13 protein-coding genes and 1 tRNA gene are annotated in these 15,238 nt (G+C 42.3%); 3 read left to right on the forward strand and 11 right to left on the reverse strand.

Features of this window, described 5'->3' with window-relative positions; genetic code table 11:
- Position 1: 1 nt before the first annotated feature.
- Genes SPIGRAPES_RS02465 through SPIGRAPES_RS02480 form a run of 4 tightly spaced genes read right to left on the reverse strand, consistent with a single transcriptional unit; the run spans position 2 to position 4,791 of the window.
- The gene (locus SPIGRAPES_RS02465) at positions 2–235 is read right to left on the reverse strand and encodes a KH domain-containing protein (RefSeq protein ID WP_014269202.1); all 234 of its coding nucleotides are present in this window, start codon (positions 233–235) and stop codon (positions 2–4) included.
- 17 nt (positions 236–252) lie between these two features.
- Positions 253–519, reverse strand: a complete 267-nt coding sequence (rpsP, locus tag SPIGRAPES_RS02470; RefSeq protein WP_014269203.1) for a 30S ribosomal protein S16 — start codon at positions 517–519, stop codon at positions 253–255.
- Positions 520–546: 27 nt separating this feature from the next.
- The gene (ffh, locus tag SPIGRAPES_RS02475; protein WP_014269204.1) at positions 547–1,881 is read right to left on the reverse strand and encodes a signal recognition particle protein; all 1,335 of its coding nucleotides are present in this window, start codon (positions 1,879–1,881) and stop codon (positions 547–549) included.
- 60 nt (positions 1,882–1,941) lie between these two features.
- The gene (locus SPIGRAPES_RS02480) at positions 1,942–4,791 is read right to left on the reverse strand and encodes a chromosome segregation SMC family protein (protein WP_014269205.1); all 2,850 of its coding nucleotides are present in this window, start codon (positions 4,789–4,791) and stop codon (positions 1,942–1,944) included.
- A gap of 80 nt (positions 4,792–4,871) precedes the next feature.
- On the opposite strand from SPIGRAPES_RS02480, the gene SPIGRAPES_RS02485 reads away from it, so the two are divergent.
- On the forward strand, positions 4,872–5,501 hold the full coding sequence (locus SPIGRAPES_RS02485; protein ID WP_014269206.1) for a ribonuclease HII: 630 nt from the start codon (positions 4,872–4,874) through the stop codon (positions 5,499–5,501).
- On the opposite strand, the gene SPIGRAPES_RS02490 is transcribed toward SPIGRAPES_RS02485, so the two are convergent.
- Entirely contained in the window at positions 5,498–5,749 is a 252-nt protein-coding gene (locus SPIGRAPES_RS02490; RefSeq protein WP_014269207.1) for a DUF3276 family protein, read from the reverse strand. The two genes, SPIGRAPES_RS02485 and SPIGRAPES_RS02490, sit on opposite strands and share 4 nt — an antisense overlap.
- 137 nt (positions 5,750–5,886) lie before the next feature.
- On the opposite strand from SPIGRAPES_RS02490, the gene SPIGRAPES_RS02495 reads away from it, so the two are divergent.
- Positions 5,887–5,957, forward strand: a tRNA-Gly gene (locus SPIGRAPES_RS02495).
- A 330-nt stretch (positions 5,958–6,287) separates the two neighbouring features.
- On the opposite strand, the gene SPIGRAPES_RS02500 is transcribed toward SPIGRAPES_RS02495, so the two are convergent.
- The 3 genes from SPIGRAPES_RS02500 to SPIGRAPES_RS02515 all read right to left on the reverse strand — a co-directional run bounded on the left by SPIGRAPES_RS02500 (position 6,288) and on the right by SPIGRAPES_RS02515 (position 9,800).
- Positions 6,288–7,187 carry a hypothetical protein gene (locus SPIGRAPES_RS02500; protein ID WP_014269208.1) on the reverse strand — a complete coding sequence of 300 codons (900 nt, stop codon included), beginning with the start codon at positions 7,185–7,187 and terminating at the stop codon, positions 6,288–6,290.
- A gap of 350 nt (positions 7,188–7,537) precedes the next feature.
- Positions 7,538–8,398 (reverse strand): DUF2971 domain-containing protein, encoded by an 861-nt coding sequence (locus SPIGRAPES_RS02510; RefSeq protein WP_014269210.1) that lies wholly within the window; start codon positions 8,396–8,398, stop codon positions 7,538–7,540.
- Positions 8,399–9,080: 682 nt separating this feature from the next.
- Positions 9,081–9,800 (reverse strand): hypothetical protein, encoded by a 720-nt coding sequence (locus SPIGRAPES_RS02515; protein ID WP_014269211.1) that lies wholly within the window; start codon positions 9,798–9,800, stop codon positions 9,081–9,083.
- A 421-nt stretch (positions 9,801–10,221) separates the two neighbouring features.
- On the opposite strand from SPIGRAPES_RS02515, the gene SPIGRAPES_RS02520 reads away from it, so the two are divergent.
- Positions 10,222–11,037: a hypothetical protein gene (locus SPIGRAPES_RS02520; protein ID WP_014269212.1), complete on the forward strand. Its 816-nt coding sequence runs from the start codon at positions 10,222–10,224 to the stop codon at positions 11,035–11,037.
- A gap of 25 nt (positions 11,038–11,062) precedes the next feature.
- Here the strand turns inward: SPIGRAPES_RS02520 and SPIGRAPES_RS02525 are convergent, their stop codons facing one another.
- The 3 genes from SPIGRAPES_RS02525 to SPIGRAPES_RS02535 all read right to left on the reverse strand — a co-directional run bounded on the left by SPIGRAPES_RS02525 (position 11,063) and on the right by SPIGRAPES_RS02535 (position 15,226).
- Positions 11,063–12,004 (reverse strand): DMT family transporter, encoded by a 942-nt coding sequence (locus SPIGRAPES_RS02525; RefSeq protein WP_081468741.1) that lies wholly within the window; start codon positions 12,002–12,004, stop codon positions 11,063–11,065.
- A 63-nt stretch (positions 12,005–12,067) separates the two neighbouring features.
- On the reverse strand, positions 12,068–12,889 hold the full coding sequence (locus SPIGRAPES_RS02530; protein WP_014269214.1) for a helix-turn-helix domain-containing protein: 822 nt from the start codon (positions 12,887–12,889) through the stop codon (positions 12,068–12,070).
- Positions 12,890–13,756: 867 nt separating this feature from the next.
- The gene (locus SPIGRAPES_RS02535) at positions 13,757–15,226 is read right to left on the reverse strand and encodes a sulfatase-like hydrolase/transferase (RefSeq protein WP_014269215.1); all 1,470 of its coding nucleotides are present in this window, start codon (positions 15,224–15,226) and stop codon (positions 13,757–13,759) included.
- Between the last annotated feature and the right edge of the window lie 12 nt (positions 15,227–15,238).

Consider the following 15,238-nt stretch of genomic DNA (forward strand, 5'->3'; position numbering starts at 1 on the left):
ATCAATCCAAGATTTCGAGCACGGCACGCTTACCACTTTTAGTGGCAGAAGCACTCAGGATTGTCCTGATTGCCTTTGCTATGCGGCCTTGCTTGCCAATCACCTTTCCGACATCGTCACTGGCTACTTTCAGCTCAAGGATCGTGGATTTTTCGCCCTCGATCACATTGATGCTTACTTCGTCAGGGATGTCCACAAGGGACTTTACAATGTATTCAACAAGATCTTTTTCCACAACTATCTCCTGGGAACTTATTCCTGGACAGTTCTGGTAATGGTTACGCCATTGCTGTTGAGCAAGTGCTTTACCGTATCGCTGGGCTGAGCACCCTTTGCGAGCCAGTCCTTGATCTTCTCGACATTAAGAACCACCTGTTTGTCTTTCTCGGCAATCGGATGGTACTGGCCAACCTCTTCAATCGTACGACTGTTGGTTGCAGATCTGGAATCCATAACGACAATCCTGTAATCTGGTCTCTTCTTGGATCCAAACCGCTTCAATCTCATGCTTGTGCTCACGTCAATTCCTCCTACTCGAATTCAACTCTACATACCCATCTGTTTAAGCATTGCAGCCTGGTATTTTTTATTTTTTGCAAACTTCTTCATAGTAAGTCGCATTTTCTCAAATTTCTTAAGCATCCTGTTCACGTCGGAGACGTTGGTTCCGCTACCTGCGGCCACCCTTTTTCTCCGGGTCGGACCCATTATACGGTAATTTGTTCGTTCCGCATAGGTCATGGAGCATATGATTGCTTTTTCACGTTTAATTTCTTTCTTGTCGATATCATCTTCACTGATCTGGCCCTTTGCCCCGGGTATCATTTCAAGAATCTGGTCGACCGAACCCATTTTATCCATTCTGTTCAACTGGTCAAGATAATCTTGCAGGTCAAAGGTGTTTTTTGCCATCTTTTCCTGCATTTTCAATGCATCTTGCTCGTTTATTGTCTCCTGGGCCTTTTCAACCAAGGATACAACGTCACCCATGCCAAGGATTCTGCTGGCTATCCGCTGGGGATGGAACGGTTCGAGATCCTCCGTCTTTTCACCGGTACCGATGAACTTGATGGGTTTTCCTACAACCGAACGCAAAGATAGAGCGGCACCACCACGGGTATCGCTATCGAACTTGGAGAGTACGACACCGGTAATCCCAACTTTCTGCTCGAACTCCTGGGCAATAGTCACTGCATTCTGGCCGGTCATGGAGTCAGCGACAAACAGGGTTTCATCTGGCTTGAGAGCCTCACTTACCCGTTTAATCTCATCCATGAGGGTTTCATCGAGGTGCATTCGACCACTGGTATCGACAATGAGAACGTCACGCTGGTCTTTCTTTGCAAGGGCAAGTGCTGCCTTTGCAACTTTGACCGGGTTTTTCTCTCCGTCAATACTGAATACAGGAACTCCGATAGCGTCGCCGAGGACTTTCAGCTGCAAAATTGCAGCAGGGCGAACCAAGTCGGCAGCAACCAGCATGGGTCTCCTGCCTTCCTTTTTCAGCCTGGCGGCCAGTTTGGATGCGGTGGTAGTCTTACCCGACCCCTGCAAACCCATCATCAGAATGACAGAAGTGGTATCAGGGCCCTTGAGCAAAAGCTTCTGGTGTTCCTCATCCCCAAGCAAAGCAACCATACGATCGTAGACAATTTTGACAAACTGTTGGCCAGGGTCGACAGCTTTGAGGACTTTCTCCCCCATCGCTTCTTCCATGGTCCCGTTGACAAAACGGCGAACAACACGAAGGTTTACATCGGCATCAAGCAGGGCGACCTTGATTTCTTCAACGGCGTCCTGGATGTTTTTCTCTGTTATTTTGGACTTTCCGGCCAGCGTTCGCACAACTGTGGAGAATTTATCACTTATTGAATCAAACATTACCTTTCTCTATACACTTTCATTCAAGTTAAATCTTATACCGCAAGCAACGGCTACCTGTCAAGGAGTGCCTAAAACCGATCCTTCTGCGTTAAAAGAAACCTCTTGCGAGTCGTCATTATATATGACTGCCTCACCCTCTATGCGCCCTATACGATAGCTTACCATGGTCGAAACCCCGGCTTCCATCTGTGTTACACCCAGCAAAGTACTACTACCCATTACCGTATGCTTGTTATGCGTAATGATAATGAATTGGCTCTTCAATGCAAAGTCCTCGAGTACCGATAGAAAATACCCGATATTCCGGTCATCCAAGGCTGCATCGATTTCATCCAGGATGCAGAATGGCGATGGTTTCACCAGATACGTGGCAAACAAAAGGGCAACCGCTGTCATCGAACGTTCACCACCTGAAAGGAGGGAAAGATGGGTAAGTTTTTTCCCCGGGGGCTGAGCAAGGATATCAATGCCACTCTGCAGGACATTCTCTGTATCCACAAGTTTCAACTCGGCACGCCCCCCTCCAAACAACCGTCTGAACATTTCCTGGAAATTTTCGGATATTTTCTTATAGGTCGCCAGAAACAATTGTTCGCTTCTGGTCTTGATTTCCAATACGACTGCATCGAGGTCGCTCTTTGCCTTGGAGAGGTCATCCAACTGCTTGGTAAGGAAATCGTACTGTTCCTTCACCTCTGCAAACTCATCCTCTGCCATCTGGTTGATATATCCGAGCCCTTCAATTTTCCGTCTCACTTCATCAAGACGGGTTTTCAAAACCGGGATATCGTTAATCTCTTCGTCAAGTCTCGATTCATATTCCTTGAGACTTTTTCCGAAATTCTCAAAGAACGTGGTATAGATTCCCCCGATATTGGAGACAAGCTGCTCAATCTGTAACCCGAGTTTCACACTTTCTCCGCGTAAGGCTTGCAGTCTATCATAGGAAGAGGCTTTTTGTTCCTGTTTCGCCCTAATCTCTGAACCTTTTTCCTCAATAAGGGAGATGATATCTTTCAGGTCTTCATTGAGCATTGAAACTGTTGCCTTCATTTCCTTGAGTTCCGCCTCGGTGTCGCGGATATCCTCTTGGGTCTCATAGATCCGTTCCTGGGCATTCTCCGAGTTCTTGAGGGCATCACTATATTGGTACTGCTGCTCGGTAACCGAGAGCTGCAGCTTAGCCACCCATTCCTTCGCACTTTGTTTCTGGCCTGTAAGTTGATTGAGTGCAACTTTCTGGTCCGAGATTGCAAGCCGGTAGGATTCAAGGGAAGCCGAAAGCTTACGGTTTTCTTCCCGTAGGTAAGAAATCCGTTCCCTGTTTCTGGAAACCTGCAGCCGTTTGGCACCCATTTGTGTTTCCAACCGGTGCTTTTCCGAGATTATCCCTTGGGGCGCAACCAATTCGTCTATGAATGAGGCCTGGTGCATTTGGTAGGAGGCAAACAGTTCCTTCAACTCAGAAAAAGCTTTCTGAAGTCCCAATTGATATTTTTGTTGCTGGGAAAGCACCTCAAGGGCAGGAACTCCCATGGTTTTGAGCTTTTCCAGAAAGGCTGATTGTTCCAGCAGTGAGGCGTCAATATGTTTCAATTTGGATTCAAACAAAGCCAAGGCGGCTCGTTTTTCTTCCAGGTTATAGCCGGACTGTTTCAGTTTTTCCTCAAGTTCGATGACGATTACATCCGTCAAATCCTTAAGTTTTCCTGCCAATTCTTCAAGTTCGTCGTCAAGACTGACATCAAGCAGTTCTGTCTGGTCTATCTCTTGGTTCTGACTCTCGATCAAGGTTTGGGTTGAAAGCAGGCCCTTCTGGTTTTTCTCAATCTCTATCGAAAGCTGTGCAAAGGCATCGTCGATATCGGCCACAGCATTGAGTTTCTCATCAATTTCATCCTTGTCCCGCTGGATGCGTTCAAGAATGGACTCCGACCTGGCCCCGGCCTCATCCCTTTGCTTACAGAAATCCCTGAACCGCTGGGTCAACAGGTCCAATTTGTCATTCCTACCCTTCTGAGCCTCGTCAAGGCGCTGGAGCTCGGTCTGGATTGCAATTCGCCGAGTGCCCATTTCCCTCATCTTGGCCTGCATTTCTTCTATTTCCGTATCGCAGGAGGAAAGGGAACCGCTTTGCTCTTCCAAAGTCTTTTCTGTCAATTCTTTCTGTTCTTGCTTGCTCTCTCTCAACAAAATATAAGACTTGAGGGTGGAAAGCTGAATATCCACTTCAAGGGCAAACTGTTCTTTTTTTAGTTCGCGATAAGAAGAAGCTTTCGTAGCCTGGTTCTTCTTTGTTTCATAGCTTCTGCGGACTTCCTTGAGAATTGTCTCCACCTGCAGGATATTTTCGTCGGTTTTCTCCAGTTTCCTTTCAGCGTCGATGCTTTGCTGCTTGAACCGTGATATGCCAGCCGCTTCCTCAAAAATATATCTGCGGTCCTCTGGGCGTGAGGAAAGGATCTGGTCGATTTTTCCTTGTTCAAGGATGGAATAGGCGCTTTTTCCCACTCCTGTATCGAAAAACAGTTCCCGGATGTTCTTCAGGAGGACTCTGTTTCTGTTTATATAATATTCACTTTCTCCGGAACGGAAGATTCGTCGTTTGATTTCTATTTCGGCATCGGGAAGGGGAAGCGCGCCTGCTTCATTGCTTATGGTCAAGGAGACCTCAGCAACTTGCAGCGGTTTGCGGGTATCGGTGCCATTGAAAATGACATCTTCCATCTTTCCAGCCCGAAGGGTCTTAGTAGATTGTTCACCCAATACCCATTTGATGGCATCGACAATATTGCTTTTTCCACAACCATTGGGACCCAGCAAACTGGTTATCCCATCGGAAAACTCCAGGTTTGCTTTGTCTGCAAAGGATTTGAATCCATAAATTTCCAGGCTTTTGAGAAACAAGGTGACCTCTTATGTAGCTTGACGCAAGATAGCGCTGATTATAGCATAGGATTGACCTTGATAAAAGGGAGGAAAAACGATTGGGTGATGGGCAATTGTTCGATTTTGCTGAACCACAGGTCATCTGTGGGATAGATGAAGCTGGAAGAGGCCCTCTGGCCGGACCTGTATGCGCAGCTGCGGTTATCCTCGGTGATGACTTTCCTGTCGAGATTCTCAACGATTCAAAAGTACTTTCCGAACAACAGAGGATGAAAGCCGAGGTTGTAATCAGGGAAAAGGCACTTGCCTATGCAATTTCCTGGGCAACGGCCAAGGAAATCGACCATATCAATATCCTGCAGGCTTCCCTTCTTGCGATGAAACGCGCCTATGACAAAATAAAGAAAGACCATCCAATCGACCTTGCAAAGGTGGACGGGAACCAACGACCCGACCTTGACTGTGCCACGATTGCCATCGTCAAGGGTGATGCCACGGTCCCTGCCATTATGGCAGCTTCAATCCTGGCCAAGAACGCCAGAGACAGGTATATGGTCTGTGCAGATAAAAAATGGCCACTATATGGTTTTTCAAAGCACAAGGGCTACCCCACCGAAGAACATCGCGAGGCCTGCCTGCTGTACGGGCTTTCGCCTATCCATCGCAAAACATTCCGTATCAAGGCCGGGGCAAAGAAAAAGCAGCCTGACGGCTGCTTGCTATTTTAGACTTCTACTGTCCCTTTTTCGTTTTGCTTGATGAAATCCAGCGATTTCTGGAGTTCCTTGACAAATTCTCCAAGGTCTTCCTGGTAGACAATGATTGACTGCCTGATAAAGCGTTCGCTATCTGGAGTGCCTTTGCTCTCTACCATATTGAGGAACATGTCCCCATAGATGTTTTCCTTTACATTAAAGAAATAGGTCCTGTCATTCTTGACAAGCCTCGATGAATACACTTCTCCACGCTGTCCCACGTTTCTATCCTCGCTTTGCAAAACGTTCAATTCTCTACGCTCTACTGATGGCTTACTTGTAACAGGAAGATGCATATATGTCAACAATAGGGCTTGACCAACTTTGGATTTTGCTTTATAAACATCAACGTTAGCGCGCGCCTTTCGTATAATGGTATTACCTCAGCCTTCCAAGCTGAAGAAACGGGTTCGACTCCCGCAAGGCGCTCAATGTCCAAAACCTTACCTATTATGGAATAGAAAGCCCACACTTCAGCGTGTGGGTTTTTCTTTGCCCTGATCAGTCTGGACATGCATCAGATTCTGCATTAAAAGCCTCAACGAACAAAGAATTCTTTGGGATTGTGAATGCCAAGGAAGTTTTTCATTGAGTAGAATTATCAGACCGCGCACATTGGGATTTATATCATAGGTAAGGACGTCTGTTGGCTTCAATGATCATCAAGTCTGTTAGGGTTCAGTCCGATCTCCTGATAGAGTTGGTCCGTAGTACTCAATCTAATCTAGTGGATTAACTTAATCCTTTTTGCTTCTTATATTATTGAACTTTTTTCTTTATGTAGGCTTGTACAATTTTTTTTATCAAATCTTGACTCTCCTTACTATAAATCTCTTCTCTGAATTTTTCATATATATCTTTAAAGTTTTCCCATTCATATATCTTAGTTTCTAAGAATTTATCGAGATTTACTGTAATTCTTGAATTCTGATGGTAGTATTCTCTTAGATTTTTCTCCGTTATTTTTATTAGATAGCCAATTATTGCTTTTTTAAACTTTGAATTTATCCAGCTATATTTTATCCATTTCCAATCATCATAAGAATATGATTCCTGGTATTCTGGCTGAAATTTACAGATTGGATTTGCATTTCCTTGTTCCATGAAATTTATTCTATTAAAAGGAGTCCAATATGTTTGCTCTTCATAATCTCCAGCTAACAATACTGAGAATTCAATACCCCTACTTTTCATATGCTTATTTATTCCTCCACATACATATGGCAGGATGTCCATAGTAAGGTACCCTTTTTCTGTAGAGTAGAAAGAACTTGTAAGATAATCATAATTTGTATTTTTTTTAAAATAAGGTATTAGCTCGAGATATTTGCCATCCCTCAACTTAGCAATTTCTAAATCTATTTCTTTTTTCTTTTCAGTTCCATCATTTAGACCATAGTACAGACAATAGTCATGTACTATTTCTTCATATATATATACTTTATCAATATTTTCAAATATCTCCGGTATTTTATCTGTAAGAATTTTGTAGCCTTCACCAACTGATGCAATTCCTATTAAATTTATAATTTCCAATAGATATAGTCTCAGATAAAGATCATTTGAAACTTTTCCCAGATATTTCATTTCTTTATTATCATCTGGTAATTCTTCTATTTTCTCTGCTTGCAACTTTCTTAATGCCGTTCTCCATGACAAGTAGCAATATAACTCTTCTTCTTTTAACCATCTATAGTCAAACTGAGTTCCAAATTGAAAGACTTCTCCTAAAGCTTTATGTTCTGCTTTGCTATAAACATATTCATAATAGGTTTCTACATTATAGTCTTCTAGATACTTAGCTAGTTTATAAAAGATTGCTGCATTATTCTCATTTGGATTATTTTTACCATACTGTTTCTCATAATCACCAATTCCACCTTTTTCATTTGCGAAATAAAATTTGAGTCCATTAAATATATATATATTGAAGATTTATGATCTTCATACTTGCATTCAAATTTTGGCGCTATTTCCAACAATTGCTTATAAATATTATTTTTTTCCATTTAAAAAAAATCCCGTTTTACTGTATTCGATATTTCTGAAAATATTTGTCTTTCTTTTTCACCAGCCCATAGTACATACTGGTCTCTCCAATGTAGATTAAAATATTCTATTTCCTTCTTTTTAGCATAATCTATAATCTGATTTATAATAAATTGATTTTTCATAGCATCAGCACATATTATTATACTTTTTAAGCAATTCCCGATTTTTAAATATTTCATACTATTTGTGAATGTAATCGCTCTTATTTCTTTTTCTCCACCGTAATCAATATTTTTCCTATTTAAATATTCCAATACTTTTCCTTTAAGTTCTTTTTTATTCAGTTGCTCTTCGTTAGCCAATTTTTCTTTATTCAATCCGATTGAACTTATTTCTATTTGTTCTTCATATGTCAAATATTGTCTTTCTTTCCAATAAACTTTATTACTCATTTTCTTTAGTTCTTGCAAAGAAAATGCTAGGCATACGCCTGAGAAATGTTCACCATATTGATCCCACATTCTCTGTTTGATAAAGCCACAATCGTTGAGACTCTTTATTTCTCCATTAATGTAATTATTTTCACAGAAACATACATGCTTTGATTGGCTGGCTATTCGATTAATATATTTTTCAGCCCTTTCAATATTGATTCTCTGATTTTCTGAATAGGCATAAGCCAAAGATAAAGGTGAATAATAGTCTGGATTATTTGCGCTTTTCGCTTCAAAAGGATCTTTTGAATTTTTTATCAATGACATCTTTAACTCTTCATTAAACAATATGAATTCAACTGCTGCCTTAGCGGTTGTATAATGAAATATAGTATCGTTCGATAGAATTATTTCTGGCACGTCTTTAAGAGGTTGTACTAACATTCAAATATATCCTGATGCTTTTCTATAATATATAGACGAAAATCCATATATTTATTTTATGTATTTTTAATTTTGTTACTGCTTTTTTAAAACCTCTTTGATTCAATTTGTCTTTCAGCCATTTTCAACCTTTTGCATATAAGAATATCACCAATAGCTGTTTTTTACAAATTATTATTCTATATAACCATATAACCAAGCTGACTAAACTGTTTTATTTTTCAATCTTGAATATTCCGGGCGTATTTACAGCACCAGTCCGGTCTTCGGAAATCACATTTCCGCTTGAATGGAATCACAGTTCCAGTTAGGAAATCACCTACCTTAGAATAAATGCATTCACAGCATAATTGCAAATTCATTTGAGGAGGCCGTCAGGATCCACTATCGAGAAATCCTTACGCTTAACATTTTTGGGATATTCGCAGCGTGATAAGTGTGCAAGCGCAAGCGTGTGTACCGTAGACTGAAAAATCCAAACCAAGGATTTTGGCTTGCCAAAACACACGCAAGCGTCTCACAGAAAACGGTAATCAAGCTCTATACCCTTTACATCAGGAAAGGAAACAGCCCAGCCATGACCTTTGTCAACTTGATAAAACCCGTACCAAAGCCAGCCTCTGAAGAATAGACGCTCGTAGCACAGTTTTACAGCTCGAGGATTAATTGTCATTTTTGCCGTCTAGAAGTCAGGCCTAAACACCTCTTTGTTCCTGACAGCCTCCAAAATATGCCTTGCCCCTTGTTCATCCTTAAGATTGAGCCTCAGAATCTTTCTTGCCAGGATTGCTGCATCATCAAAATCCCCATTTTTCCAATACCAGCAGGATAGTGCAAGCAGTGCTCGCAGATAGGGTCTGTTGTTGCGAAAGAACCAAGGAAACTGTGCTGTTTCATCTAAAGGGAAATTCTGCTCTGCAATGTATACAGCTCCACTGAAACAGTTGAAAGCACCCTTAAACCTTTCAGGTGAATCAAAATTCATCATTCCCATCTGAACCAACGCATCTATACACTGTGGATAGTGCTCCCATAACCGAGCGAGGGCATCATACCCTTTTTGGGGGTCCATCTCCATAGCCTCAAATATTGGATCTCTGCCAGGAGAATAGAATTCATAACCCGTATAATCTTTTAATACATATCTATTTCTTTCAATATTCTCATATTCAAGGGGAGGTACATCGAGGTTTGCAAGAAGCAACTCGTGTTTTAGCAACTTCCCTGAAACATAGGAATTCTTTTTGAATATCCACTCTTTCTCAACCTCAACGGTGATGGTTTCAAGTTCAAATGCCTTGAAGTCGATATCGCTCTTCAACGATACTATGTTTCCCGTTTCCAGTTCTCTTGTACGGTAACCCATACTATTGAGCTTCAGAACAATATATTGCTTTTCCATCCCTATCCTCTTTTGGGCAATCCTTACCCTGATCTCCGATTACGTCAAGCTGTAAGGAACTGATATTGGCAAAGAGCCTTCATTTCACTTGAGCAAGGCCCTTTTCTTAAAAAAACCATCATCTAAGGATGCTCAGGTATACTCTGTTTTTTTGCCTTATAGCTCTTAGAGTAATACACTCCTAAACATCACGACTTTTTTATGTATCGCAACACTATAATTCTAAAAAAAGTCAAAAATTACTAGGGAAATAGGAAAAGATAATACGATTATAGCTACTGTTGACCTTGTAAGTGGATGGATAGGTAACCTCTTGCACCTTGTACCCTACGCAATGTCCCTAGCGTTCAATTGACATATCACAATTTTACACTATAGTATATCGTTGTACTGGAACGTTTCCTTCCCCAAGGAGATTGCCATGGGAGACAGAATTCCAAGGAATGAAAAAAAGCCGTTGCTCATTATCCTGATGCTATGTATAGGATTTTTATTTGTTGCAGCCTCGGCTCTTGGAATTTCCTTTCCGCATGCCAGGTACCCCACTCCCGAATTATATAACGCCTTTCTCCCTAACGATTATGCAAATCTGTTGGTATGCATTCCCCTCTTGGTTGTTTCCACGGTCAATTTTTTGCGAGACCGTAGCATAGGACTCATCGGTTGGTACGCAAGTCTGCTTTTTATAGTGTACAATAGCATTGCCTATGCAACAGATCTTAGAAATACCCTCTATCTGACGATATATATGGTCATAATCCTAGTAGGTAGCACAGAATTGGTACTGCTTGTGCGTTCACCGGCAACACGCAGTCTGGTGCCAACAGAATTTCCAGTCCGACATCCAAGACTCTACGGATTGATTCCAGTCATTATGGGCCTATTGTTTGAAATTCGTGCGCTTATAATCATCTTCAGCATGGTATCGAAGGATGCAACCAAGGGAATGCAGGGATTGGGCGTCCACATCGCAGATACTATAATAAGCCTTGTCTGGATTGTCTCAGGTGCGCTATTGCTACTGGGACGTAAAATGGGATATCCAATGGTGCTGATTACCTATTTGCATGGTTCCCTGCTGTTTGTCGCCCTGCTGGTGTATCTCTGTCTCAAACCCTTGTTGTGCGATACCACCTTTATTGCCATGGATGTCATCGTCACCGGTGTCATGGGATTGCTGTTCTTTCTTCCTACGGTAAGGGTATTGTCCAAATCCTTGAAAATGCCCAATAGCTGAAAAACCAGTACCGATGATTATCGTACTAACAGCAGGCTTCTATTTCCCCAACAGTAGCTCTTATAGCCAACCGGCTTTTTCTGTATTCATTCAGATACGTAAGGGTAAGTATCAAAACCCCACCGGCCAGTTGCCCGATTCCCATATGCTCTCCAAGGAACAACACACTGAGCAGAATACCAAAAAGGGGTTCCAGAAAACTGAAAGAAACGATTTCCAAGGCTTCCAGCTTGCGGTACGTCGTAAAGTAGAAATAGTAGGCAAACCCCGTATGGACGACTCCCAGAACAGCAAGGAGGAACAGTTGATTTAGGCCAAGATGTATCACCGTGTAAAAAGAATTATGGGTAATCTGGTATGGCAAGAGGACCAAGGTCGCAGCACAAAGCTGAATAAACGTGGCATAGACAGGATCTACCGTATTCAATTCCGAGGAAAGGCTGATTTTTCTGTTCAACAGAACTACAACAGCATAGAGCAAGCCAGAGAGGAACGCGAAGGAAATGCCCTTTATAGCATCCTTATCGACAACGCTGTTTGTACCGATAAGAAGGGATAACCCAAAGAAACAACCGATAATAGTCAGTACCTGAAACTGGTCAAGCTTCTCCTTCAATAACAAAGGAGAGAGGATCATCACATATACAGGGCACATATTGTACACTAAAACTGCAGTTGAAATAGTCGTATAACGATACCCGAGAAACAAGGCCACCCAGGCAATTGCAATAAGCATGCCGCTTGCAGCATAGGGCAAGATTACTTTGTAGGTAGTCTTTCCTTTCGATCCCCGTATCCGATAACTCAGAAACAGTACAGGCAGGGCAAAAAAAGCCCTGAAGAAGGCAAGCTCAAAAGCCGACAGTCCTATATACCTTGTGATCAACCCTATGCTTCCCCAAAGAAGCATGCACACCGACAATTTAATTCGTAATGAGTTTTTTTCATTGTTCATCGCTGGTTCCATTATCGGGAATTGAAGCAAACAATATCTTCCAGTTCATGTATCTATACATTTTCTTTCCCTGTTTTAGTTTTTCGCATTCTTGAGAAATATCTGACGGTATTGGTTCGGGGTGAGCCCGATAAACCTTTTGAACGCATTGGAAAAATGACTCTGGTCGGCAAACCCGCAATCTATGGCAACTTCAACGGCAAGCTTTCCCCTTTGCAACATATCTTTTGCTTTTTCGAGCCTCACCGTCTGCAGATACCGATAGGGAGAGATGCCAAGCGTATGGGTAAAACTTCTGACCAGATACGACTTTGAACAACCACTAATGCGTGCAAGCTGTTCAAGACTGATATTTTCAGGATAATGCGCATCCAAATACTCTCGGATTTCCTGGAAATTACCCAATGCATCCCTCTCGGTTAGCGTTGTCCCATCGCAGAACTGCAAGAGCAGTTGTTGCAGAAGAAAACAAAAGGCTTCTTCTTTTTCGAGAACCGGAGCCTTATGGACGATGAGAGTATACAACCTAGCCAAAGACTGGGCACAATCGCTATCGAATACAACATGTTGCGAGAAATAAGGCTGTACTTTTTTACCTGTGATTTCATAGGCATACTGTTCCATAGTCTGGATATCAATATTGATGGCACGGTAATCCAATGGATTCTGGTTGATCGGTGCACATTGGTGGTTATCCTGAGGATTGAACAGGATAAGGCACCCGGGGTCAAGATCATAATCGCACGCTTTGCATCGCATATGCCTCTGTCCGTTTTCGATATACCCTATTACATAGAAATTATGAAAATGATTGGGAAATTCCTGCACGACGCCCTGTAAGCTGTAAGCTTCGATCTTCAAATCATCATCATAGTAAATGTGTCTTTCCTCTTGCATACTGCTTTGTTCCCCAATCGTGTTCTTTGCCTGGCAACCTGTACTGTATTGTATATCGCCAAATCAGTCTTGAAAGATAGTGAACCTTGGATAGAAAATATACATCAACGTAAAAAAAAGAGAGTACCTGGAAAAAACTTTTTATAAAATGACATGCTGGCGTTGCATCCATGCATATCTTATCCTTTCCAGGCAGAACCCAAATGCACATGAGATGAAAGGGGTATCGAGACAAACAGGCATACCTACACCAGCCCATCGCATAGCAGGACCAGTCAAATTTGGCTTTCTCTCTGGGCATAGGGTTACTATGTATTGTTTATTTTCCAAAGATGTAATTGCTTTCATATTCCCTGTAGACCATTGACAGGATGATAATCCTTTTCTTTTGCAACATCCTACAGGTTGCGCTTTGTGCAGTGCCTATCAGACTGGGTGGGAACCAAGCCCTCACTAACGGGAACTTTCCTGCTATAATCCAAACGTTTTACCAATCAACGATAAATTCCCCCAAGTAAAACGGTACGACGACATTGACTTGAAAGCCCTTAGAAGGTATATGCAACCGAGAGCAACGACTCTATGCGGCAGCAGTGATGACTATTGTCAGGCATATCATGTACAAACGCCTTCCCAGATAGTATATCCAGTTTGAAAGCGCAAAGCTAAACATGCCGACGCACTTTCATCATGATCATTGGGCATATCAAAAAACAGAGACCCTAAGGTCTCCAGTGATTCTTTCCAATAGCACTGACTATCTCACCCAACCCATTTTCCAAGGCCCTGCCGGATTGCAAACAGGGGGAGATCAAGAGAAACTGAGGTTTTTTGCTTCCGTGAATTGTTCACAAATTGCCGGTTTTTTCATTGTATTCTTTGCATAAATGCATGATCGGATTCACCATAGTCTTCCATCAGGGAAATACAATCAGTATAAAAACTATCCAGAATCATTCGATAGTCAGAATCTTGGGCTAAGTTCCGCAGTTCATAGGGATCGCTTGATAAATCATACAGTTCTTCCCTGTCATTCTCCGTGAAATTATACTTATACTTCCCCTTGATAAGGGTGCGCACCTTGGTTCGGTCCCGGTACCCTTGACCGAAGGACTCAAGCAATAGAGAATCCCTTACGGCCTGTTTATCGCCAACAATAATTGGGACAAGACTGACTCCATCGATTTTATCTGTAAAATGAGTACCTGCAAAATCCAAAACAGTAGGGGCAAAGTCAATGGAATGCACCAGTGCATCGGATTTCTTTGCATCATATCCGGGAACCCTGATTGCCAGCGGAATCCTGATTGTCTCCTCTGTCATAAAACTGCCTTTGTCAAACATTCCCCCATGACTGGCAAGCGCATCCCCATGGTCACTGGTCCAAAGGATTATAGTATCTTCTTCCAGTCCGAATTTCTTGATTTGATTGACTATCTGTCCGGCAGCATCATCGACCATTGTCGAATGGGCATAGGCAATCTTCAGATACCTAGACCATTCTTCCCAGGGAAAAACGCTGGGAATAACAAGGTTACCGGTATCATCAGCAATGGGTTTATTCATATGGCGATACGTTTTCGGTTTATCGGCGAGATTATCATCAAAATTCGGATATCTGGGAATCTTGACATCCTTGTATAGATCCAGATATTCCTGGGTAGGGAAATAAGGCTGATGAGGTCCCCAAAAGTCGATTCTCATGTGGAATGGTTTTTCGCTATGTTGTAAATCCTTCAATTTTTCACAAGCAAGAGATGACAGAAAGAATGCCTCATGGGTCTCTTTTGGGGTAACGGTCTTCCCAAAACAAGGTTCACCACACCAATATTGGTCACAGGTATATGCATTATTACCCTCTACCAAAGAGGGGAAAGTCTGGGCGGTGTTTTCATTCGCAAATACAGTATCAATCACATGAAGAGGTGCCGGAAGGTGGTTTTTTTCCAGATATTCCTTATAGATTCCAGTAATATAGGGATTTCCATATTCAGCGGGGGAAAACCCCTTGGATCGGTGGTCCAATGCAGTACCTGGACCTGCATGCCATTTACCGAATACGTAATTGTCATACCCTGCAGCATCCAATACTTCGAGATACGTATCCCGTTCAAATGGAGCTGGTTCCTGGTTGTATAAATTCCTATGGTTATGCGGGTATAGACCAGTGAGCATCGTCCTACGCACAGGCCCACAGAGCGGGGTCGTACAACAAGCATGCTCAAAACTCGTAGCAGTCTCTGTAAAAGCCTCGAAACAAGGGCGTTTGATTTCATCATGATGCCTAAACAACTGATGGTCGGAAACAATCATCACTATATTGGGTTTTTTCTTCATTCTGTCTGTTCC

It is taken from the genome of Sphaerochaeta pleomorpha str. Grapes (assembly GCF_000236685.1).
GTDB classification, from domain to species: domain Bacteria; phylum Spirochaetota; class Spirochaetia; order Sphaerochaetales; family Sphaerochaetaceae; genus Sphaerochaeta; species Sphaerochaeta pleomorpha.